Here is a 21,718-nt window from a genome sequence, read left to right as displayed (position 1 = left end):
GGTTGACCCTGGTCGGGCTTGTGGGGTGTCAGCGGCGGAAGCCGAAGATGTACTCGCGGGTTTCGCTGGGGTGGAAGGACACCCCCACGCCGGGCTCGAAGGCGGCGTTGTCGCGGGCGCAGTAGAACAGGCCGTGCCACACCTCTATCGCCCGTTCCCTGGCCGGGGTTTCGGCGTCGTCGCGTTTGCGGGCGCCGTACGAGCCGACCACGAAGAACGTGCCGAAGATCCAGAACAGGCCGGTCAGGCAGAACGGCGCGAGCAGTACCTCTGCCCATGAGGCGTTTCCGCCCATCGCGATCACCAGCGCCACCACCAGGTGCACCAGGGCGGCGCCCAGCAGCATGAGGTAGCCCTGGTTGCGGGCCCATGGGGTGTAGTGGCGGCTCGGGAAGGAGAGCCAGACTGCTAGCTGCGTGCGGCTCATCACGCGCTTCGAAACGCCCAGGGCGGGCGCGGTGGGCAGGTCGTGGACCTGTTTGTCACCTGGAAGGCGTACTCGCCCGATTCGGTACGTGGTGCCGGCGGCGACGACCCCCGGCACCGAGGCCACCTGATCAGCCTGGGAACACACCGGGCACGTCACGTCCACCTGGTGCAGTCTGGCCGGAAGGCGTGGCCAGCGCAAACCGTAAGGTTCTCCTGTGAGCGTGATTGATACCTTGATCGACCGCCTTCCGGACGGACGCGTACTTAACGACCCTGATGTGATCGACTCCTATGCCCGGGACAAGACGTTCTGCGAACCCGGGAAGCCGCTCGGTGTGGTGCTGGCCCGGTCGCGTGAGGACGTGGTGACCACGTTGCGCTGGGCGAGCGAGAACCGGGTGCCGGTGGTGCCGCGGGGCGCCGGGACGGGGCTGGCGGGGGCGGCGACGGCGGGCGACGGTTCGATCGTGCTCTCCCTGGCCAGGATGACGGCCATCAGGGAACTGTCCCCCGCTGACGAGATCGCGGTGGTCGAGCCGGGGGTGATCACCGCCGACCTGGATCGGGCGGCGCGCGAGCACGGCCTCATGTACGCGCCCGACCCCTCCTCCTACGAGATCTCCACCATCGGCGGCAACCTGGCCACGAACGCCGGCGGCCTGCGCTGCGTCAAGTACGGCGTGACCCGCGACTCCACGCTCGGCCTGGAGGTCGTCCTGGCCGACGGCCGGGTCCTGAACACCGGCCGCCGCACCATGAAAGGCGTCACCGGCTACGACCTGACCGGGCTGTTCGTCGGCTCCGAGGGGACGCTCGGCGTGATCACCGCGGCCACCGTACGCCTGCGCAGGGCCCCCGAGGCGCCGCCCGCGACGTTCGCGGCCGAGTTCGGCTCGCTGCGCGAGGCGGGCGCGGCGGTGTCGGCCATCATGGCGGCCGGCTGCCAGCCGTCCCTGCTGGAACTGCTCGACCGCGCCACGCTGCAGGCCATCGACGACATGCGCAGCATCGGGCTGGAGGCGACGACGATGGCGATGCTGATCGGCCAGTCCGACGCCACCGACGCGGAGGCTGCAGTCGCCCGCATGCAGGAGATCTGCGAGTCCCACGGCGCGTCGTTCGTGGCCGTCTCGTCGTCACCGGCCGAGACCGAGGAGCTCATCGGCGTGCGCCGCATGGCCTACCACGCCAAGGAGCGCCTCGGGGCCTGCCTCGTGGAGGACGTCTGCGTGCCGCGCTCGGTCCTGCCCGACATGATCACCGCGATCGAGGCCGCTGCCGTACGGCACGGCGTACGCATCTGCACGGTCGCACACGCGGGCGACGGCAACCTGCACCCGGTCTTCATCTTCGACCACGGCGCCAGCGAGCCTCCGGCGGAGGTGTGGGCGGCGGCCGACGAGGTGTTCACCCGGGCCCTGGAGTTCGGCGGGACGTTGACCGGGGAGCACGGGGTGGGATTGCTGAAGAGGAGGTGGCTGGCGTTGGAGACGGGCGAGGTGGTGCAGGAGATCCACCACGACATCAAGGCCGTCTTCGACCCCCTGGGCATCCTCAACCCCGGCAAAGCCATCTGACCCACCCCACCCACCCCACCCACCCCCACCAAGGCCCACCACCCCTGGCCCGCAACGCCAACCCCATAGCGCCCAGCCTCAGCGCCACCCCTCAGCGCCACCCCTCAGCGCCAACCCTAAGCGCCAACCCGTGGCGCCAACCCGTGGCGCCAATCCGTAGGGCCGCCCCGTGACGCCGAGCCGTAGGGCCGAGCCGTGACGCCGAGCCGTAGGGCCGAGCCGTGACGCCGTGCTCGCATCTGCCCACCCCGTGGCGCCCTGCGAGCACGGCTCACTCCGCCGGGCGCCGTCCGAAGGGCTCGCCCGCAGCGCCCAGCACGCGGGTCCACTCCGGGGGCACACCCGCGGCGGCCCCCAGAGGGCTGATCCCGCAGCGGCCCGCCCGGAGGGCCTACCCCGCGCCCGGAGGGCTGATCTGGTGGTGCCCCGTCCGGAGGGCTGCCCCGCGGTCCCCTCCCCGCGGGGTCTGCTCGCGGGCTCGCCCCGCTGGGCTCTGCTGGACAACTCCTCACCGGAGTGGCATTGGTGCGGGAGTGTCGAGGGCGGCCATGCCTGGGGTTTGGGGTTTCTTGACAGGTGGGTGGGGTTAAAACGTGAAAGATCTGTCGGGTCGGCAGACGCACCAACTAGCACACTGGTAGCGTTTTGCCCCATCTATTGATGACTTATGGGGGTCCGACGTGAATCAGTACCAGCCGTTGGCGGCGGACGACCCGCGACGGCTGGGTGCGTACGACATCGTCGCCCGGCTCGGCGAGGGTGGTCAAGGCATTGTCTACCTGGGCAAATCTGACTCGGGCGAGCAGGTCGCGGTCAAGTTGCTGCATCATGCTCTGGCCGCCGATCCGACCGCTCGTGACCGGTTCCTCCGGGAGGTGGCGGTCGCGCAGCGGGTGGCGAGGTTCTGTACCGCTCCGGTGCTGCACGCCGATCTGGAGGGCAGCCGGCCGTACATCGTGAGTGAGTTCGTGCCTGGGCCGTCGCTGCGTCAGCTCGTCGACCAGGAGGGGCCGCGCCGCGGTGCGGCGCTTGAGCGACTCGCGATCAGTACGGCGACCGCGCTCGCGGCCATCCACCGCGCCGGGATTCTGCACCGGGACTTCAAGCCCGCGAACGTTCTCATGGGGCCCGAGGGTCCTGTCGTGATCGACTTCGGTATCGCGCGGGCTCTGGACTCGCCCGGCGCGACGGCTACCGGGATGGCGATGGGGACGCCGTCGTACCTGGCTCCTGAGCAGTTGAGCGGCGCTGCGGTGTCCGAGGCGGCGGACGTGTTCGCTTGGGGCGTCACGATGGTGTTCGCGGCGTCGGGACGGCCGGCGTTCGGGTCCGACTCGATCCCGGTGGTCATGAACCGGATCCTGCACCAGGAGCCCGAGATCGCCGGGCTTGAGGGCACGATGGCCGAACTGGTGGCCGCCTGCCTCTCCAAGGACCCCTCTGGCCGGCCGACCGCCGACGAGATCATCGTCCGCCTCACGGGCCAGCCGGTCCCCCGCGCGGCCGTCGAGCCCGTCACCGGACCCACCACCCAGCTCCGCCCTGCCCCCGACGCTCCCCACCCCACTTCCGGCCCTCAGCCGACCCCGGGTCCTCAGCCAACTCCGGGCCCGAACACCCCCGCCCAACCGGTCGCCGCTCAGCACGGCCCGAGCCAGCACGGCCCGGGTCAGCCCGGCCCGAGCCAGCACGGCCCGGGTCAGCAGGGTCCTTCCGCGCCTCAGCCGGTCGCCGGCCCAGGTCACGCGGGTCCTCAGCCGGTCTCCGGTCACGCGGCCGCCTCCGGCCCAGGGCACGCGGGCCCTCAGCCGGTTGCCGGTATGCCCGCTTCCGGGCCGAGTGCCCCCTCCGGGCCCCAAGCCGTGCCCGGGGCACAGGCGGCGTCCGGTCCCCACGGCCCAGGGCCGCAGCAGGGGCAGGCGCACCCGCATGGCGGGCAGCAGGGACCGGGCCAGCAGGGCACGCAGGGACCGGGCCAGCCGGGCACGGGCCAGCAGGGCATGTTCGGCGCTCCCGGCATCCCCCCGCAGGGCCACCCCGGGGCGCGTGGCCAGCAGGGTGGGCCCATGGCGGCCGCCGTTACCCAGACCGGGAAGAAGCCCGACAAATCCGATCCCGCCTCCCGTGGCAGGCGGACGCTCACCTACGCCCTCTCCAGCGTGGCCGCAGTGGCGCTGCTCGTGGTGGGCGGGGTCGTGGTGGCCGCACAGAACGGCCAGACGCCGGTCACGCTGGTCAACGCCCTCGGCGGCGACGAGACTCCGACCCCCCAGGGCGACGGTTCCGGCGACGCCGGGCAGCCGCAGCCGCCGGTGGTGACGGATCTGCCCGCCGTACCCACTGACGGGCCCACGCAGGGCGAGCCCACCGAGCTGCTCCCGAGCGGGGAGCCGACGTTCGAGGAGCCGTCGCTGGAGACGCTGCCCGAACCGGTGCAATCCCTGAACCAGCAGGCCAATCCGCCCCAGCAGGAGACGCGCCCGTCGGACAAGCCGGAGTCGAAGAAGCCCACCCCCAAGCCGAGCAAGCCCGCGAACCAGGTGGACCCGGGCGGCGAGAGCACCGAGCCGCCGACCGACGAGCCCGACCCGACCGCGAAGCCGACGTCGAAGCCGACCAGCAAGCCCACCGTGAAGCCGACGCCCAAGCCGACCCCGAAGCCGACGGTCAAACCCATTCCCAAGCCCACGACCAAGCCGAACCCGTACACAGCGGCGAAGGTCTGCGGATCCGGGTACAAGACGGTCAACTCCCGCGCGCTGGGCGACAAGGCGACCGTCTTCCTGATGTACAACTCGGCCCAGGGCAAGAACTGCGTCGTCACGATGTCGCGCCTGATGTACCCGGGCAAGGTCAAGATGAACGCCATCCTCCAGGTGAAGGGCGGCAGCTCCGGCTCGAACCCCGGCTCCTTCACCGCCTACGCCGGGCCGATCCGCCTGGCCGCCGCGAAGAAGTGCGTCATCTGGGGCGGTTCCTGGGGCAGCCTGTCCTTCAAGTCCGGTTGGAGCCACTGCGGTTAGACCCCCTCCCGGCGGCGCCGCTCCCCCTCTCCGGGGGTGCGGCGCCGTCGTTTTTCGACCATGAGGTACGGCTCGCGCCCCCAGGCGGCTGGGCCAGGAAGCCTGGAAGCGGGGTGAGCACGGCGAAGCATGCGCCAAGACGCCGCACAGAATTGAGCCATGTGTCGGGTTTGTGATGGTTGGCTCTTCCGCAGGCCGGGATCGCGGTCGTACGCTAGTTGACGTGATCGTCAAGTCTGAGGTGCTGACCGCCCGCGGCAAGCGGACCAGAGCCGCTCTGGTCAGCGCCGGGCGGGAGGCGTTCGCGGTGCAGCCGCTCGACGCCGTGCGCATCGACGACGTGTGCGCCCGCGCGGGCGTCTCCCACGGCACCTTCTACACGTACTTCGACTCCAAGGAAGCCCTGTTCAGGGAGGTTGCCGGGGTGGTGGTGGGCGAGATGTTCACCGCCAGCGTCGTCGGACCCGCGGTGCCGGGCGGGCCGTACGAGCGGATCGAGGCCGCCAACCGCCTCTACCTGCGCGCATGGGCGGCCAACTCCCGCCTGGTCAGGATGCTGGAACAGGCCGCCACCACCGATGCCGGCTTCGCCGGTCTGCTGCTGGAACTGCGCGAGGTGTTCGTCCGGCGGGGCGCCGAGGGCCTGCGCCGCCTCCAGGACCAGGGCCTGGCCGACCCCACGCTCGAACCCCGGCTGACGGCGATCATGCTGGGCGGCATGGTGGAGCACTTCGCCCACGTGTGGCTGGACCTGGGCGAGCACGCCGACGAAACCGCCGCCGTGGACCTCCTGACCAAGCTCTGGGCCCGCGCCATCGGCCTGACGCCGACGTCAACTCCAGGCGCCCCACCTCATCCGAACGAGGGCCCACCCCCTGACAGCACGCCCCCTACCGCAGAACCCTCGCACCTCCTGGAGCCGCCACGATGATCACGAGCAGGCTGGACACCGGCGGCGCCGACTACCAGGATCGGCGGGCCGCGATGCTCGCCAAGCTGGACGATCTGGACGCCGAGCAGGCCAAGGCCGTGGCGGGCGGCGGCGAGAAGTACGTGGACCGGCACCGCAAACGCGGCAAACTCCTCGCCAGGGAACGCATCGAACTGCTCCTGGACCCCGAGTCCCCCTTCCTCGAACTGTCGCCGCTGGTCGGCTGGGGCAGTGACTTCCCGGTCGGCGCGAGCGTCGTGACCGGGATCGGGGTGATCGAGGGCGTCGAGTGCGTGATCACGGCCAACGACCCCACCGTCCGCGGCGGGGCGTCGAACCCGTGGACGCTGAAGAAGACGTTGCGCGCGTCGGAGATCGCCCTGCGCAACCGCCTGCCGTACGTGAATCTGGTGGAGTCGGGCGGCGCGGACCTTCCGACACAGAAGGAGATCTTCATCCCGGGCGGGCAGATCTTCCGCGAGCTGACGCGGCTGAGCGCGGCTGGCATTCCGACGATCGCGCTGGTGTTCGGCAACTCCACGGCGGGCGGCGCCTACGTGCCCGGAATGAGTGACTACGTGGTGATGGTGAAGGAGCGGGCGAAGGTCTTCCTGGGCGGTCCGCCGCTGGTCAAGATGGCGACCGGCGAGGAGTCCGACGACGAGTCGCTGGGCGGGGCGGAGATGCACGCGCGCACGAGCGGCCTGGCCGACTATCTGGCGGCGGACGAACACGACGCACTCCGCATAGGCCGAAATATCGTGAAATCCCTGCGCTGGCGAAAACTCGGCGCCACCCCCGAACCCGCCCAGGAGCCGAAATATCCGGCGGAGGAGCTCCTCGGCATCGTCCCGGAAGACCTCAAGATCCCGTTCGACCCCCGCGAGATCATCGCCAGGATCGTGGACGGCAGCGCCTTCGAGGAGTTCAAGCCCCTCTACGGCCCCTCCCTCGTCACCGGCTGGGCCACCCTCCACGGATACCCGATCGGCATCCTCGCCAACGCCCGCGGCGTGCTGTTCAGCGAGGAGTCGCAGAAGGCCACCCAGTTCATCCAGCTCGCGAACCAGTCACGCACCCCGCTGCTCTTCCTGCAGAACACCACCGGCTACATGGTCGGCAAGGAGTACGAGCAGGGCGGCATCATCAAGCACGGCGCCATGATGATCAACGCGGTGTCCAACTCCAGCGTCCCGCACCTGACCGTCACCATGGGCGCCTCCTACGGCGCGGGCAACTACGGCATGTGCGGCCGCGCCTACGACCCGCGTTTCCTGTTCACCTGGCCGAGCGCAAAGTCGGCGGTCATGGGGCCCGCCCAGCTCGCCGGGGTGCTGTCCATCGTGGGACGGGCCTCGGCGGCGGCGCGCGGCCTGCCGTACGACGAGGAGCAGGACGCGGCCATGCGCGCCATGGTCGAGGCGCAGATCGAGGCGGAGTCGCTGCCGTTCTTCCTGTCCGGACGCCTCTACGACGACGGCGTCATCGACCCCCGCGACACCAGAACCGTGCTCGGACTGTGCCTGTCGGCGATCAACAGCGCGCCGCAGCCGGAACCGCAGAGATTTGGGGTGTTCCGTCCATGACCGTGATCACGCGACTGCTCGTCGCCAACCGGGGCGAGATCGCCCGCCGCGTGTTCCGCACCTGCCGTGAGCTGGGTATCGAGACCGTCGCGGTCTTCTCCGACGCCGACGCGGACGCGCCGCACGTGGCAGAGGCCGATCACGCGGTACGGCTGCGCGGCACCGCCCCCAGCGCCACCTATCTCGACATTTCCCGAATCGTCGAGGCGGCCCGGCTGTCCGGCGCCGACGCGGTCCACCCCGGCTACGGCTTCCTGTCGGAGAACGCCGCCTTCGCCCGCGCCGTCCTGGAGGCGGGCCTGACCTGGGTGGGCCCCTCACCCGAGGCCATCGCCGCCATGGGATCCAAGGTCGAGGCCAAGCGCCTGATGACCGAAGCCGGCGTCCCCGTCCTCCCCTCCCTCCCCCTCACCACCCCGGAACCCCAGGCACCAGGGTCACCAGAGCGAAACGCGGAGATACCGGCGGTCACCCCTGGAACCACCACGGCGGCTGACACGGAGACGACAGACGCGGCAACTGCGGAGGCGGCGGACGCGGGGGCGGGCGCGGAGACGACGGACGCGTCGACCGCGAAGGCGGACGCGGGGGCGGTGGACGCGGCGGCGGGCGCGGAGACGGCAGACGCGGCGGACGCGGCGACCGCGGAGGCGGGCGTGGTGGCGGTGGCGAAGGCGAAGGATGCGGGCACTGCCAAGGCGGGTGTGTCCACGCCGGACACCGACGAAGCAGGCACGGCCGGGACAAGCGGGGCCGGGACAGGCACGGCCGGAGTGGCTGGGGCTGCCGGGGTTGCCGGGGCTGCCGGGGTGGGGGCTGGGGCCGGCGGGCCGGGGGGTGTGGGTGACGGTGGCGGGGCGGAGGCTGCGGGGCTTGGGTATCCGTTGCTGGTCAAGGCGTCGGCTGGGGGTGGGGGGCGGGGGATGCGGGTGGTGCGGTCGGCCCGCGAACTCCAGCGGGAGGTGGACTCGGCCAGGCGGGAGGCGGAGGCGGCCTTCGGGGACGGCACGGTGTTCGTGGAACCGTTGCTCGAAGGCGCCCGGCACATCGAGGTACAGATCCTGGCCGACACCCACGGCACGGTCTGGGCCCTGGGCGAGCGTGAGTGCAGCGTCCAGCGCCGTCACCAGAAGGTGCTGGAGGAGTGCCCGTCCCCGGCCGTCTCGCCGCCGATGCGCGACAGGCTCCAGCGCGCCGCCGTCACCGCCGCCCGCGCCATCGGCTACACCGGCGCCGGAACCGTGGAGTTCCTGGTCAAGGACGACACCGTCGCGTTCCTGGAGATGAACACCCGACTGCAGGTGGAGCACCCGGTCACCGAGCTGGTCTACGGGGTGGACCTGGTCAGGCTCCAGCTCGAGATCGCCGAAGGGGCCGCTCTGCCGACGGAGGAGCCCGCGCCGGCGGGCCACGCGATCGAGGTCCGCCTGTACGCCGAGGATGCCCGCTACGTCCCGCAGTCCGGCACCCTGCACAGGTTCGAGATCGACGGCCCGGTCAGGGTGGATTCGGGGGTCGAGTCGGGCTCCGTGGTCTCCACCCACTACGACGCCATGCTGGCCAAGGTGATCGCCCACGCGGACACCAGACCGGCAGCCATCAGAAAACTCACCAAAGCCCTCAAAACCGCCAAACTCCACGGCATCACCACAAACCGCGACCTTCTACTAAATATCCTGGAAAATGATCAGTTTGTGGCAGGGGAAACCCCCACCGACTTCCTCGACCGGCACGACCTGACCGCCACCCCGGAACCCACCGAGCTGGAGGCCCTGGCCGCCGCCCTGGCCCTCGCCGCCGCCCACCGCCAGAAGGCCAAGGTCCTGGCCACCCTCCCCTCCGGCTGGCGCAATGTCCGTTCCCAGGAGGAACGCGCGAGGTTCGCCGAGATCGAGGTGGTATACCGGCCCCTGCCGGAGGGGGTCACGGTCGTGGCGGCGACGCCGTACCGTGTGGTGCTGGAGCGGGACGGGGTCAGGCACGCCCACGACGTCGCCCGCTACGGCGAGGCCGTCTATGTCGGCTCCACCCGCCTGACCCCGCTGCCCCGGCTGCCCGAGCCGGTCGAGCACGTGGCCCCGGGATCACTGCTCGCGCCCATGCCCGGTAGCGTGCTGCGCGTGGAGGTCGAGCCCGGCGACCGCGTGGCCAACGGCCAGGTGGTGCTGGTGCTGGAGGCCATGAAGATGGAGCATCAGATCGCCGCGCCCGCCGACGGCGTCGTCGCCGACCTGCGCGTGGAAAAGGGGCAGCAGGTGGAGGCGGGCAGCGTGCTGGCGATCATCCAGGAGGGGGACGAGTGAGCAGTCTGGTCCACAAGGAGCTCGACGGCGGCATCGCCACGATCACGCTGGACTCTCCGCCGAACCGCAACGCCCTGTCGGTGCGTCTGCTCGGCGACCTGGAGGCCAGGCTCAACTGGGCGCTGGCCGAGCCGGAGGTGCGCCTGATCGTGCTGACCGGCGCGGGACCGGTGTTCTGCTCGGGCGCCGACCTGAAGGAGCAGCGGATCGAGCCCGCCACGGGGGCGGGGGACGCGCCGGTGACGGCGTCGTTCCCGGAGATCCTGGGGCTGATCTGGGAGAGTCCCAAACCGGTCATCTGCCGCCTCAACGGCACCGCGCGGGCGGGCGGGCTCGGGCTGGTGGCCGCGTGCGACTTCGCGATCGCGCCGGACACCGCCTCGTTCGCCTTCTCCGAGGTACGGCTCGGCGTCGTGCCGGCGATGATCTCGGTGCCGGTGCTGCGCAGGCTGGAGCCCCGGGCCGCGGCCGAGTACTTCCTGACCGGCGAGGTCTTCGACGCCGCCCGCGCCGCGCAGATCGGGCTGCTGACGCGGGCCGTACCCGAGGATCGGCTGGACGCGGAGGTGGCGCGCTACGCCGAGATGCTCCTCAAGGGCGGGCCCGAGGCGCTCGCGATCACCAAACGGATGGTGCGTGACATCCCGCAGGTGTCGTTCGAGGAGGGTCTGCGGCAGATGACGGCGTTGTCCGCGCAGCGTTTCACCTCGGAGGAGGGCCAGGAGGGCATCGCCGCCTTCATGGACAAGCGCCCGCCGAAGTGGGTGCCATGACCCTGCGCGTGGCCAACTGCAGCGGCTTCTACGGCGACCGCCTGTCCGCGGCCCGCGAGATGGTCGAGGGCGGCCCGATCGACGTGCTGACCGGCGACTGGCTGGCCGAGCTGACCATGCTCATCCTGGCCGGGAACCGCCTCAAGGGCCGCCCCGGCTACGCCCCCACCTTCCTCAGGCAACTGGAGGAGGTGCTGGGCACCTGCCTGGACCGGGGCATCAAGATCGTCTCGAACGCGGGCGGCCTCGACCCCGAGGGCTGCGCCGCCGCCGTGACCGAGCTGGCCGACCGGCTGGGGCTGCGCGCGTCCGTGGCCGCCGTCACCGGCGACGACCTGACCGGCCGCGACCTCGACCTCACCAACGCCGACACCGGCGAGAAGCTCGACGCCACCCCGCTGACCGCCAACGCCTACCTCGGCGCGCGCCCCATCGCCGCCGCCCTCACGGCCGGCGCCGACGTGGTGGTGACCGGCCGCGTCACCGACGCCGCCCTGGTCACGGGCCCCGGCATCTGGCGGTACGGCTGGCGCCCCACCGACTACGACGCGCTGGCCGGATCGGTGGCCGCCGGTCACATCATCGAGTGCGGCTGCCAGGCCACCGGCGGCAACTACGCGTTCTTCACCGAGATCCCCGACCTGGCGCACTGCGGCTTCCCGATCGCCGAGCTGGAGTCGGACGGCTCCTCGGTGATCACCAAGCACCCGGGCACCGGCGGCGCGGTGACGGTCGGCACGGTGACCGCCCAGCTCCTGTACGAGATCGGCGCCCCGCGCTACCTCGGCCCCGACGTCGTCGCCCACTTCGACACCGTCACGCTGGAGCAGGAGGCGCCCGACCGGGTCCGCGTCTCCGGCGTGCGCGGCTCGCCGCCGCCGGACACGCTCAAGGTGGCCGTCAACTACCTGGGCGGCTACCGCAACACGATGACGCTGCTGCTCACCGGGCTGGACCTGGCGGAGAAGGCGCGGGTGGCGCAGGAGGCGATCTGGGCGCGAGTGCCGCGCGAGGCGTTCGACGAGGTGGACGTGAGCTTCGACCCGCCGCTGCTGCGGATCACGGTCATGTCGGGCGACGAGCGGGTGGCCGGGCGCGGGTTCTCCTCGGCGGTGGTGGAGACGGGCCTGGCCAGCTATCCGGGGTTCCACGGGCTCACGCCGCCGGGGAACGCCTCGCCGTACGGGGTGTACTGGCCCGTTCTGGTCCCGGCCGCGAGCGTGCGGGCGCGGGTGACGGTGGACGGGGTCGCGGTGGAGGTGCCCGAGGCCGGCCACGAGGGGGCCGGGTACGAGGAGGCCGGGTACGACGGGGTTATGGCCGACGTGCCCGCCTACACCGGCGGGGACACCGTGCGGGCGCCGCTGGGCAGCGTGGTGGGGGCGCGCTCCGGCGACAAGGGCGGCAACGCGAACCTGGGCGTGTGGGTGCGCTCCTCCGGCCACTACGGCTGGCTGGCCGCGTACCTGAGCGTGGACCGGCTCCGGGAGTTGCTGCCCAAGCTGGCCGGATACCGCCTCGACCGCTACGAGCTGCCCAACCTCGCCGCGCTCAACTTCGTCGTCCACGGCCTGCTCGGGCGGGGCGTGGCGGCCAGCCCGCGGCTCGACCCGCAGGCCAAGGCGCTGGGCGAGGAGCTGAGGGCGCGGCTGGCCGACGTCCCGGCCGACTACCTGACCTGACGCGACACCCGGCATCATGTCCGGCATGCACGTGCGCCGCCTCACCCACGACGACCTGCCCGCCTGCTCCAGCCTGGCCGTCTCCCGCGACTGGGGCGCCGAGCGGCACAAGTGGCGCTTCCTCTTCGACGTCGGCGAGGTCCACGGCATCGACGCCCCCGGCGGCGGCCTGGCCTCTACCGCGCTCCTGGTCCCCTACGGCCAGGACGCGGCGGCGGTCAGCATGGTCCTGACCGCGGCGGGCCACGAGCGCCAGGGCCTGGCGGGACGGGTCATGCGGCGCCTGCTCGACAGCGCGGGCGAGCGGACCGTCTGGCTCTACTCCACCGACAACGGCCGCCCCGTCTACGAGCGCCTCGGCTTCCGCGCGGTGGGCCGCGTCGAGACCCACCGCGGCAGGTTCACGGGCACGCCGTCCGGCGCGAGCCGCCCGGCCACCGAGCGCGACCTGGACGACGTCCTCGCGCTCGACGCGAAGGTCTTCGGCGCCGACCGCTCGAACCTGCTGCGTCGTATGCCCGCCTTCCACGAGCGGGTCAGGGTGCTGGAGGCGGGCGGCAGGATCGAGGGGTACGGCGGCGCGTGGCGCAACGACACCCAGATCGTCATCGGCCCCCTGATCGCCCAGGACCACGACCAGGCCACGGCGCTCATCTCCGACCTGGCCGCGGGCTGGGACCTGCCGGTACGCCTCGACCTCGACACGAGCCGCCCGGAACTGCTCGCCTGGGCGGTGGCGCGCGGCCTGGGCTCGCCGTTCCCGAACACGGTGATGGTGCGGGGCGGCGAGCTGCCGGGCGACCACGCGCGCCGGTTCCTGCCGTTCATGGTCTCGCTGGGTTGACCTCCGGCGAAGGGCGGCCGTAGATTCACGACCAGAATCTCGTTCTGGTCAGAAGGGTGCCATGACCGCCACGCACATCGACGTCAGCACGATCGACTTCGACGCGCTCGGGTCGTGGATGGACGGGCAGGGCCTGCCCGGCGGGCCCGTCGTGGACGTGGCACCGGTGCTCGGCGGCACCCAGAACGTGATGGTGCGCTTCTCGCGGGGCGGCCGGCCGTACATCCTGAGGCGGCCGCCGCTGCGGCCGCGGCAGAAGAGCAACGAGGTGCTGCGGCGTGAGGCGAGGGTGCTCGCGGTGCTGCGCGACACGGCGGTGCCCGCGCCGCGCCTGGTGGCCGCGCAGACCGAGCGGGAGCCCGTCTTCTACCTGATGGAGCCGGTCGACGGCTTCAACCCCTCCACCGGGCTGCCGGAGCTCCATGCCTCCGACGCGGCGATCCGGCACCGGATGGGGCTGGAGGCCGCGGCGGCGCTGGCCGAGCTCGGACGGGTGGATCCGGGGCTGCTGCCGGGGTTCGGGCGGCCGGAGGGGTTCCTGGAGCGGCAGGTGCCGCGCTGGACGGCCGAACTGGAGTCCTACAGCCGCCTCGACGGCTACCCGGGTCCCGAGATCCCGCTGCTGCGCGAGACCGCGGAATGGCTGGAGCGCCACCGGCCGGCGTCGTTCACGCCGGGGCTGATGCACGGCGACTACCACTTCGCGAACCTGATGTTCGCCCATGATGGCCCGCGCGTGGCGGCCATCGTGGACTGGGAGATGTGCACGGTCGGCGACCCGCTGCTGGACCTCGGCTGGCTGCTGGCCACCTGGCCGTCGAACGCCGGGCACGTGCCGGGGCTGCCGTCGGAGGACGAGATCGTCGCCTGCTACGCCGCGCTGACCGATCGGGACATGTCGGCCGTCGACTGGTACGCGGTGATGGCCTGCTTCAAGCTCGGCATCGTGCTCGAAGGCAGCCACGCCCGCGCCTGCGCCGGGAAGGCGCCCAAGGACATCGGGGACCTCCTCCACCAGACCACCCTGGACCTGTTTGCGAGGGCACAGACATGGATTTCGCGGTAGAGCCGGAGTTCCAGGCCAAGCTCGACTGGATGGACACGTTCATCCGCGAGGAGGTGGAGCCGCTCGACCTGGCCTTCCCCGGCCAGGCGTACGGCACGCCCGACGAGCGGCTGCGCAAGATCGTGGACCCGCTCAAGGAGCAGGTCAGGGCCCAGGGCCTGTGGGCCTGCCACCTGGGTCCCGACCTCGGCGGCCAGGGGTTCGGCCAGCTCAGACTCGCCCTGATGAACGAGCTGATCGGCCGCTCCACCTGGGCTCCCGTCATCTTCGGCTGCCAGGCTCCCGACACCGGCAACGCCGAGATCATCGCCATGTACGGCACCGCCGCCCAGAAGGAGCGTTACCTGCGTCCCCTGCTGGACGGGGAGGTGTTCTCCGCGTACTCGATGACCGAGCCGCAGGGCGGATCGGACCCCAGGCTGTTCACGATGCGCGCGGCCAGGGACGGCGAGGAGTGGGTGCTGGACGGTGAGAAGTACTTCACCTCCAACGCCCACAACGCCGCCTTCTTCATCGTGATGGCGGTGACGGACCCGCAGGCGCACCCGTATCGGCGCATGTCGATGTTCCTGGTGCCTTCGGACACACCGGGCGTGGAGATCGTGCGCAACATCGGCACCATGGGCGACCGCTCGGGCCACCACGCGCACCTGCGCTACACCGGCGTCCGGGTCGGCGCGGACGCGCTGCTCGGCGAGGAGGGCGGGGCGTTCGCGGTGGCGCAGGCCAGGCTGGGCGGCGGGCGGGTGCACCACGCGATGCGCACGGTCGCGGCGGTCAAGCGGGCCTTCGACATGATGTGCGAGCGGGCCCTGTCGCGCGCCACGCACGACGGGGTGCTGGCCGACAAGCAGCTCGTGCAGGCGGCGATCGCCGACTCCTACCTGCAGATCCAGCAGTTCCGGCTGCTCGTGCTGCACACCGCGTGGCTGATCGACCAGTCCTCGACGCGGGAGGCGCGCACGCAGATCGCGGCGTGCAAGGTGGCCGCGGCCCGGGTCTTCCACGACGTGGTCTACCGGGCGATGCACCTGCACGGGGCACTGGGCGTCTCCAACGACACGCCGCTGGCGCGGCTGTGGCAGTCGGCGCCGCTGATGGGCATCATGGACGGGCCGACGGAGGTGCACCAAGCCTCGATCGCGCGCCGCGTGCTGAAGGGCTACGAGCCGGCGCCCGGTCTGTGGCCGACGGAGTACCTGCCGGAGAAGGTTGCCGCCGCTAGGGCGAAATACGCTGATATCTGACTGCTAAAGGTATCTGACCGTTAAAGGCACTACGGTGGGACGTCATGAGACTCGTCCTCGCAGCGTCCCTCGCCGTCGTCCTGTCCGGATGCGCCGGTACGGCGGGCGGAACGACCGGCAGCGCGGCTGGGACGGTCACCAGGGAGCAGCCCACTCCCGCGCCCGAGTCTCCCAGCGCGCCCGACCCCGGCCTCGCCCTTCCGGCGAGCCCGGCCAAGCTGGCCGCCGACCTGAAGTCCACCACCAAGGCCCTGTACGCGGGCATCGACGGCTGGACCAGGAGCAAGGCGGCCCAGCCGCCGCAGGAGGTCGTCCTGTACGCCCTCCACCACCAGCGCATCTACCGCAAGCTGGCCAGGAACGCCACGCTGGCCAAGGCGGTCATCGCCAAGCTGCCCAAGCCGGTGGCCGCCGAGGCCGGCGACAACGTCGAGGCGGTCGGCAAGCTGCTGTCGATGGCCCGCCCGATCACCGCCGCCCGCCGCGCCAAGATGCGCCTGGCCCAGGCGGAACCGGCCGCCACGCTGCGCGGCCACATGGTCAGGGCCGAGCGGCGCTTCGGCGTCGAGTGGGAAGTGCTGGCCGCGATCATGCTGGTGGAGACGAAGTTCGGCCGCGTGCGCTCGGCCAGCTCGACCGGCGCGCAGGGGCCGATGCAGTTCATGCCGGGCACCTGGAAGCTCTACGGCATGGGCGGCGACGTCCACAAGTCGAAGGACTCGATCATGGCGGCGGCCAACTACCTGAAGGCGACCGGCGCCCCCAGGAACTACCGCCGCGCCGTCTTCGCCTACAACCACGACGTCCGTTACGTGGACGCGGTGCTGGCCCACGCCGCCCAGATCAAGCGCGACCCGCGCAGCTTCTACGCCTACTACAACTGGCAGGTGTTCGTCCTCTCCACGAAGGGCGACGTCCGGCTGACCGGCCCCAAGTGACCGACTCATACCGATTTTGACTAAAACGATCAGATATATCCCTGGAGCTCCTACAATTGCTCGCAATTGCAGGATTGATCGGGGAAGGATCGTCATGCGTATGCGGTTTCTCGGCTCCACTTCGGAAGCCGGGGCCTGTCCCACCCTCTACGAGACCGACCGCGGCACCATCGTGGTGCAGGGCCTCCAGCTCACCGACCCCGAGGCGCTCGCCGATCTGCGCGACGTCCTCGACGGCGAGACGGCGGTCGAAGTACCTCGCGAGCTGCTCGTAGACATCGCCCGCCGAGTCCTCTGACCCAGCGCGGACGCTCACCCGCCTGGAGCGTCCATCCTGCCCGCGTCACCCCTCGGCGCGGGCATTCCGCATTCCGGCCATCGGAAAGCCACGCGGCGCGACCGATTGATCACAATTGCGAAACCGGGCCTGGCATGATCCGTGTCCACAGGTCTAGCCTCTAGCGGCGTGACGTCCTTTCAGCAGGCGCGCATCGACCTCGGCGCCCAGCTTCGCCACCTACGCGAGGCCGCGCACCTGTCCGGCAAGGATCTTGCCGAGCGGCTGGCGTGGCAGCCGTCCAAGGTGTCCCGGCTGGAGAACGCCCGCCAGACGGCGACCGAGGACGACGTGGTGGTGTGGGCGCATGCCGTACAGGCGGCTCCCGAGGTGACGGACCAGCTCATCGAGCAGGCGATCTCGCTGCTGGAGCGGCACGACGACTGGAAGCAGCGCCACCGCAGCGGGCTGGCCGCCATCCAGGAGGACATCCGCGACCTGGAGGCGCGCACGCGGCTGTTCCGGGTGTTCGAGCCGGGCATCGTGGTGGGCCTGCTGCAGACCACCGAGTACGCCCGGCACGTCTTCCGCAAGGTCAAACGCCTCTACAGCGCCCCCGACCAGATCGACGCGGCGGTGCGGGTGCGGATGCAGCGCCAGGAGATCCTCTACGACCCGACGCGCACGTTCCGCTTCGTGGTGCCCGAGGCGGTGCTCCACACGAGACTCGCGCCGGTGGACGTCATGCGCGGCCAGCTCGACCGCCTCCTGGCCGTCAGCACGCTGCCGAACGTCGAGTTCGGCGTGATCCCCTACACCAGCGAGCTGCCGTCCTCGCCGATCAACGGCTTCTGGATCTACAACGAGGCCATGGTCGGGGTCGCCACCATGACAAAGGACCTGGTCCTGCGCGATCCCGACGACATCGCCTTCTACGTGAGCGCGTTCGACGAGTACTGCAAGGTCGCCCATTTCGACGAATCCGGCCGGGCCCTCATCATCCGGATACTTCACGAATACGGGAAACAATCCTCACTTTAATCCCAGCAATTGCTTGCCCCGCGCGCGAAGATCGTGCAATTCTGTCGCGAGACGTTGCGGAGGTGACGCCTGATGCTGGACACCACGCTCTGCCTGGAGCGCTTCGCCTGGTACGCGGGTCGCCACGCCGACCTGTCGGTCCAAAGTGTGGCCTTGGCCTGCGACCCGGCCTATGTGTCGGTACGCAACCGCTTCTCCACCACGCTCACCGAGACGGTGACGTGCTCGGACGAGGGGGCCTTCGTCACCTCGTGGGGCTACCGCCTCGGCAGCACCGACGACGTCGAGGCCGCCGCCGCCCGCCTCGCGTTCCTCCTGGCCGCACTGCCCGCGTAAGTGCCCATCTAAATATTCCGCGCGCGGATTTTTCTCCTCACGGGAGAAATTGTCGCCCTTGCAGAAACTTTCTCCCGCGCGACAACTCCCGGATAGCCCCCGTGCCGGCCTTCTGCCGCGTGCGGCATTCACCCTCCTGTCCTGACCTTCCGCGGCGCGGCCTTTCCGCTCCGTGCGAGCTTTTCCGCCCCGTGCGGGCTTTCTCACTCCGCGTCCGTTTCCCGCTGTGTCCGGCCTTCTGACGTTACGGCCAGCCGCCCCCACCCCCACCCGCCGCACATGGCCGGGCCCCGTCCAGGGTGACGGTCGTCCAGCGTGCGGGGCCGGGCGCCGCTACGACGCCGAAGTCGGCCCGCTGAGCGGGAAAACCCCGTGACAATCCGATCTGACGGACGTAACGTTGCCCCGTCAAATCCAGCACACTAAGTGGTCATGGCAACACCAAGAGTGCTGTCGAACGGACCCAGCGAGGGTGAGGTGCCCCTTGGCTAGTGAAGGCATTCTCCGGTTCATCACCGTCCGGCCGGCCAAGGCGCGGGTGCAGCCTCCGCCGAGCGTGCTGGTCCCGGTCGCCGGGCTCTTCCAGCAGCTCGCCACGGCCGTGGCCGACGGCGCCGACCGGGCCCGGCTGCGCGAGGTCGCCCGCCACTACACCATCGCCGCCGACCAGCCCGAGCCGCTCGACCCCGCCGCCCTGCGCGAATGGTTCTACGCCAACCAGGACCGTCCCCTGGAGGACGCCGACCTGGACGCGCTGGTCCGCCACGCCTATGGGCGGTCGCTGGCGGAGCTGGTGGCCTGGGAGCGGTTCGCCGCCGCGCGGGCCCGCGTCACCGACCAGGTGCTGGCCACCGCGCTGCTCGGCGATCCGGCGGGCGACGGCCAGCGCCTCCTGCTCGACGCCAAGCTCCTCGCCCTCGCCCTCACCCTCTCCACCACCCCCGACCGCCCCACCTCCCGCCCGGACGCCCCGGGACCCACCATCCCCCGCCAGGCAAGCCAGCCAGCCGCTTACCAGGACAAACCCGGCCCCACCGGAGAATCCACCACCGCATACCCGAGCGCCGCAGGCACGGAAGGCCAAGGCATAGGCGCGAGCGCAAGCACAAGCGCAGGCCCGCACGGAGACGCAAGCGGGGGCCCACGCGGAGGCTCGGGCACGGGCCCAGGCGGGGGCTCGGGCGCGGGCCCAGGCGGGGACGCGGGCACGGGCCCAGGCGGGGACGCGGGTCTGGGCGGAGAGGGGGGCGCGGGTGCAGGGGTGGATGCCGGGGGCGGGCGGGTTGCGACGTTGGGGGAGGTGGTGGGCGGGGCTGTCGTGGTGTTGCCGGGGTTTCTCGGGCGGGCTCGGCAGGAACCGCTCCCCGTGCCGCCGCGCGTCAGCGCCGACGAGCCGGGGCAGGAAGCGCGGGCGTGGCTGGCGCGGCTGGACGGGGCGCGGCGGGAGCTGGTGCGGATGGTCACCGACGGGCGTCACGTCGACTACCCCGACGTGCTGGCCCCCGTGACACCCGACGGCGATCCCGTGCGACGGCTGGCCGAACTGCGGGCGGCCGGTGCCGGGCGGCCCCGGCTGACCGAAGCGGGGGTGGCGCGGCTGAGCGAGGAGACCGTCCAGGTCCTGGAGAGGCTGGGTCAGCTCGACGGCGACGTGCTGCCGCTGCGGGCGGTCGCGGTGGTCGAGGAGGAGATGCGGCTGGCGGGCGCGCAGGCGGCGACGCGGGCCGTACCCGATGGTGTGCTGGCCTTCGACGGCGGGGAGATCGACCTCGACCGCTACCATCGCGCCCTCGCCGACCCCGCGCCCGCCACCGACCCGCCGCCCGTGCCGCAGCACTCGCAGGCGGGGGTCGCCGACCTGCTGGTGGTGCGGCAGAAGATCAAGGCGTACGAGCTGGGCGAGTACGCCCACATCGAGAACGTCATGGCCGGCGAGACCCGCGAGCGCTCCACCCGCCGCCTCACCCAGGTCGAGGAGACCGTCGAGCGCGAGACCGAGACGGAGACGGAAAAGGAGAAGGACCTCCAGTCCACGACGCGCAACGAGCTGCAGAACGAGGCGGAGAAGCACGTCAAGAGCCAGCTCGACATCGAGGCGGGCCTCCAGGTCAGCGGCAGCTACGGCCCCGCGGTCTCCTTCACCTCCAGCCTCAAGGCGGGCTTCTCCACGACCACGGAGGAGTCGCAGCGCAAGGCGTCCTCGTTCTCGCAGGAGGTCACCCAGCGCACGGTCGAGAAGGTGCGCGAGAAGGTGCGCACGCTGGTGCGCAGACGCACGCTGGAGGAGTTCGAGGAGAACAACCGGCACGCCTTCAGCAACAACCTGGCCCGCCACACCCGCGGCGTCTACCGCTGGCTGAACAAGGTCTACGACGCCCAGGTCTTCAACTACGGCCAGCGCATGATGTTCGACTTCGTGGTGCCGGAGCCGGCCGCGTTCTACCTGTACGGGCTGGTGGAGAACCCGCCGCAGGACAGCGAGCTGGTCAAGCCCGCGCCGCCGGCCGTCGCGGGCAACCCCCTGACGCCCGCGATGATCGACGTGAACACGTACGGGCCGCTGCTGTCGCGCTACCGGGTGACCAACGCGCCCCCGCAGCCGCCGGAGCTGCGCACGGCGAGCTTCTTCGCCAAGTACGACGGCGGCAACTACACCTCGACCGGCGCCGCGGGCAAGGTCGAGATCCCCGAGGGCTACCGCGCCTACCGGGTCACGGTGCAGGCCACCCACATCTGGGCCGAGGACATCCAGCTCCACCCGTTCCAGATCGTCTTCGACGGCAGGATGTACGACTTCCACAACAGCTGGGGCTCCCAGGGCGGGCCGACGAGCTGGCTGGAGAAGGACGCCTCGGTCTCGATCTCGGTGGCGGCCAACGCGTGGGCGGTGGCGATCGACCTGGACTGCAAGCTCTCCCCCGAGGCGTACGCGAGCTGGCAGCACCTGGCCTTCGACGCCATCATCGCCGCCTACCAGCAGCAGCTCGCCGAGTACAACGAGCGCAAGGCACAGCGCGAGCTCGAACGCAGCAACAGCCGGCAGTTCGGCCGCAACCCGCTGGCCAACCGGCGGGTGGAGCGCGACGAGCTGAAGAAGTGGGTCATCATGATGCTGGCCAAGCAGCCCGAGCTCAACCTCGACTCCTTCAAGAGCCCGACCGGCACGCCCGTCCTCGACCTCGACAAGGCCAACGCCAACGGCCGCTACATCCGGTTCCTGGAGAACGCCTTCGAGTGGCAGAACATGCTCTACGTCTTCTACCCGCACCTGTGGGGACGGCGGGCGCGCTGGGTGTCGGCGCTGAACGTCACCGACCCCGACCAGGACTTCGCCGCGTTCCTGCGGGCCGGGGCGGCGCGGGTGCAGGTGCCGGTGCGGCCGGGGTTCGAGCGCGCGGTGGCCTACTTCGTCCACACCGGCAACGTGTGGGACGGCAACGACGTGCCCACGGTCGAGGACGAGCTGTACGTGCCGATCATCGACGAGATCACCACCAACCTCGGCAGGATCGACGGCGGCGTCCCCTACCCGGCCGGGTCCAGGCCGTGGGAGGTGGTGGTGCCGACGGACCTGGTGCTGGTCCAGGACCCGTCGGAGGTGCCGCCGATGCGCGACGCGCTGCGCCCCGGCGCCCACGTCACCCTCGACGCGGGCGAAGGCTGAG

At 71.2% G+C, this 21,718-nt stretch carries 16 protein-coding genes; 15 read left to right on the top strand and 1 reads right to left on the bottom strand.

What is annotated here, in order from left to right; all coding sequences use genetic code 11:
* Positions 1 to 28 precede the first annotated feature (28 nt).
* A complete protein-coding gene (locus ACIBEJ_RS13255) occupies positions 29 to 553 on the bottom strand; it encodes a hypothetical protein (protein ID WP_397182913.1) in 525 nt (174 codons plus the stop codon).
* Between the two features lie 91 nt (positions 554 to 644).
* On the opposite strand from ACIBEJ_RS13255, the gene ACIBEJ_RS13250 reads away from it, so the two are divergent.
* From ACIBEJ_RS13250 to ACIBEJ_RS13180, 15 genes are all read left to right on the top strand, one after another.
* A complete protein-coding gene (locus tag ACIBEJ_RS13250) occupies positions 645 to 2,006 on the top strand; it encodes an FAD-binding oxidoreductase (RefSeq protein ID WP_397182912.1) in 1,362 nt (453 codons plus the stop codon).
* A 680-nt stretch (positions 2,007 to 2,686) separates the two neighbouring features.
* A complete protein-coding gene (locus ACIBEJ_RS13245; RefSeq protein ID WP_397182911.1) occupies positions 2,687 to 5,029 on the top strand; it encodes a protein kinase in 2,343 nt (780 codons plus the stop codon).
* Positions 5,030 to 5,252: 223 nt separating this feature from the next.
* The gene (locus ACIBEJ_RS13240) at positions 5,253 to 5,960 is read left to right on the top strand and encodes a TetR/AcrR family transcriptional regulator (RefSeq protein ID WP_397182910.1); all 708 of its coding nucleotides are present in this window, start codon (positions 5,253 to 5,255) and stop codon (positions 5,958 to 5,960) included.
* Entirely contained in the window at positions 5,957 to 7,546 is a 1,590-nt protein-coding gene (locus tag ACIBEJ_RS13235) for an acyl-CoA carboxylase subunit beta (protein WP_397182909.1), read from the top strand. The genes ACIBEJ_RS13240 and ACIBEJ_RS13235 overlap by 4 nt, the downstream gene beginning before the upstream one ends.
* The gene (locus ACIBEJ_RS13230; protein WP_397182908.1) at positions 7,543 to 9,849 is read left to right on the top strand and encodes a biotin carboxylase N-terminal domain-containing protein; all 2,307 of its coding nucleotides are present in this window, start codon (positions 7,543 to 7,545) and stop codon (positions 9,847 to 9,849) included. Before ACIBEJ_RS13235 ends, ACIBEJ_RS13230 begins: the two co-directional genes overlap by 4 nt.
* The gene (locus tag ACIBEJ_RS13225; protein ID WP_397182907.1) at positions 9,846 to 10,622 is read left to right on the top strand and encodes an enoyl-CoA hydratase-related protein; all 777 of its coding nucleotides are present in this window, start codon (positions 9,846 to 9,848) and stop codon (positions 10,620 to 10,622) included. Before ACIBEJ_RS13230 ends, ACIBEJ_RS13225 begins: the two co-directional genes overlap by 4 nt.
* A complete protein-coding gene (locus ACIBEJ_RS13220) occupies positions 10,619 to 12,304 on the top strand; it encodes an acyclic terpene utilization AtuA family protein (RefSeq protein WP_397182906.1) in 1,686 nt (561 codons plus the stop codon). The genes ACIBEJ_RS13225 and ACIBEJ_RS13220 overlap by 4 nt, the downstream gene beginning before the upstream one ends.
* A gap of 25 nt (positions 12,305 to 12,329) precedes the next feature.
* Entirely contained in the window at positions 12,330 to 13,148 is an 819-nt protein-coding gene (locus tag ACIBEJ_RS13215) for a GNAT family N-acetyltransferase (RefSeq protein WP_397182905.1), read from the top strand.
* Positions 13,149 to 13,209: 61 nt separating this feature from the next.
* Positions 13,210 to 14,214 carry a phosphotransferase family protein gene (locus ACIBEJ_RS13210; protein WP_397182904.1) on the top strand — a complete coding sequence of 335 codons (1,005 nt, stop codon included), beginning with the start codon at positions 13,210 to 13,212 and terminating at the stop codon, positions 14,212 to 14,214.
* The gene (locus ACIBEJ_RS13205; RefSeq protein WP_397182903.1) at positions 14,199 to 15,461 is read left to right on the top strand and encodes an acyl-CoA dehydrogenase family protein; all 1,263 of its coding nucleotides are present in this window, start codon (positions 14,199 to 14,201) and stop codon (positions 15,459 to 15,461) included. The genes ACIBEJ_RS13210 and ACIBEJ_RS13205 overlap by 16 nt, the downstream gene beginning before the upstream one ends.
* Before the next feature lie 44 nt (positions 15,462 to 15,505).
* Entirely contained in the window at positions 15,506 to 16,399 is an 894-nt protein-coding gene (locus ACIBEJ_RS13200; RefSeq protein WP_397182902.1) for a transglycosylase SLT domain-containing protein, read from the top strand.
* A 94-nt stretch (positions 16,400 to 16,493) separates the two neighbouring features.
* Positions 16,494 to 16,697, top strand: a complete 204-nt coding sequence (locus ACIBEJ_RS13195) for a hypothetical protein (protein WP_184962524.1) — start codon at positions 16,494 to 16,496, stop codon at positions 16,695 to 16,697.
* Between the two features lie 168 nt (positions 16,698 to 16,865).
* The gene (locus tag ACIBEJ_RS13190) at positions 16,866 to 17,717 is read left to right on the top strand and encodes a helix-turn-helix domain-containing protein (protein ID WP_397182901.1); all 852 of its coding nucleotides are present in this window, start codon (positions 16,866 to 16,868) and stop codon (positions 17,715 to 17,717) included.
* A 72-nt stretch (positions 17,718 to 17,789) separates the two neighbouring features.
* Positions 17,790 to 18,053, top strand: coding sequence for a hypothetical protein (locus ACIBEJ_RS13185; RefSeq protein WP_184962528.1), 264 nt, complete (start codon positions 17,790 to 17,792; stop codon positions 18,051 to 18,053).
* 484 nt (positions 18,054 to 18,537) lie between these two features.
* Positions 18,538 to 21,717, top strand: a complete 3,180-nt coding sequence (locus tag ACIBEJ_RS13180; protein WP_397182900.1) for a hypothetical protein — start codon at positions 18,538 to 18,540, stop codon at positions 21,715 to 21,717.
* Position 21,718: the final 1 nt, after the last annotated feature.

Source organism: Nonomuraea sp. NPDC050790, assembly GCF_044456745.1.
GTDB lineage: Bacteria > Actinomycetota > Actinomycetes > Streptosporangiales > Streptosporangiaceae > Nonomuraea.
The sequence above is the reverse complement of the archived record's forward strand: the minus strand, read 5'-3'. Positions and strand labels throughout refer to the sequence as shown.